General features: G+C 48.7%; 1 protein-coding gene. It reads left to right on the forward strand.

Annotation, left to right across the window (positions count from 1 at the left end; genetic code table 11):
• On the forward strand, nt 1–554 hold a 554-nt coding region (locus tag R7Q09_RS27550), incomplete at both ends, for a penicillin-binding protein activator (protein WP_318144131.1).

Consider the following 554-nt stretch of genomic DNA (forward strand, 5'->3'; position numbering starts at 1 on the left):
GCCGCCTGTTCTTCAGGCCCGAGACAGCCTGATGGCGTAGATGTCACACTTGAGCCTACCCAGTCGGTACAGAACTACATGATTCAAGCTGATAGCACGGAAGGCAGCTTACAAAACGACTGGTTGATCATGGCAACCAAAGCCGCAATCCAAGCGAACCAATTGGATCAAGCAGACCTTCTGATAAAACGTCTGGCTCGCCAACAATTGACGGAAGTTCAACAGGCGGAGTGGCAACTGGCGCGTGCGACCATACAGCAAAAGCAAGGCGATTACTCTCAGTTGTTGCAACTTCTTAACTTTAAGCCTTGGTGGAAACTACCGAATGAGCAGTGGAAAGATTACTACTCTCTACGTGCCGATGCTTACCAAAGCCTAAATCAGCCGTTTGAAGCCAACCGCCAACTGGTTGCGTTTAGTCAATACGCGTCATCAGCAGAGCAACGCGAAATCTCAAGCCGAATTTGGATGAACTTTGGCAGTTACTCTGAATATGAACTGACTTCGCTACAAACTGAACCCAGCGAAGACGTGTTAGACGGATGGTTGCAATT

This window comes from Vibrio sp. 2130-1, assembly GCF_033339515.1.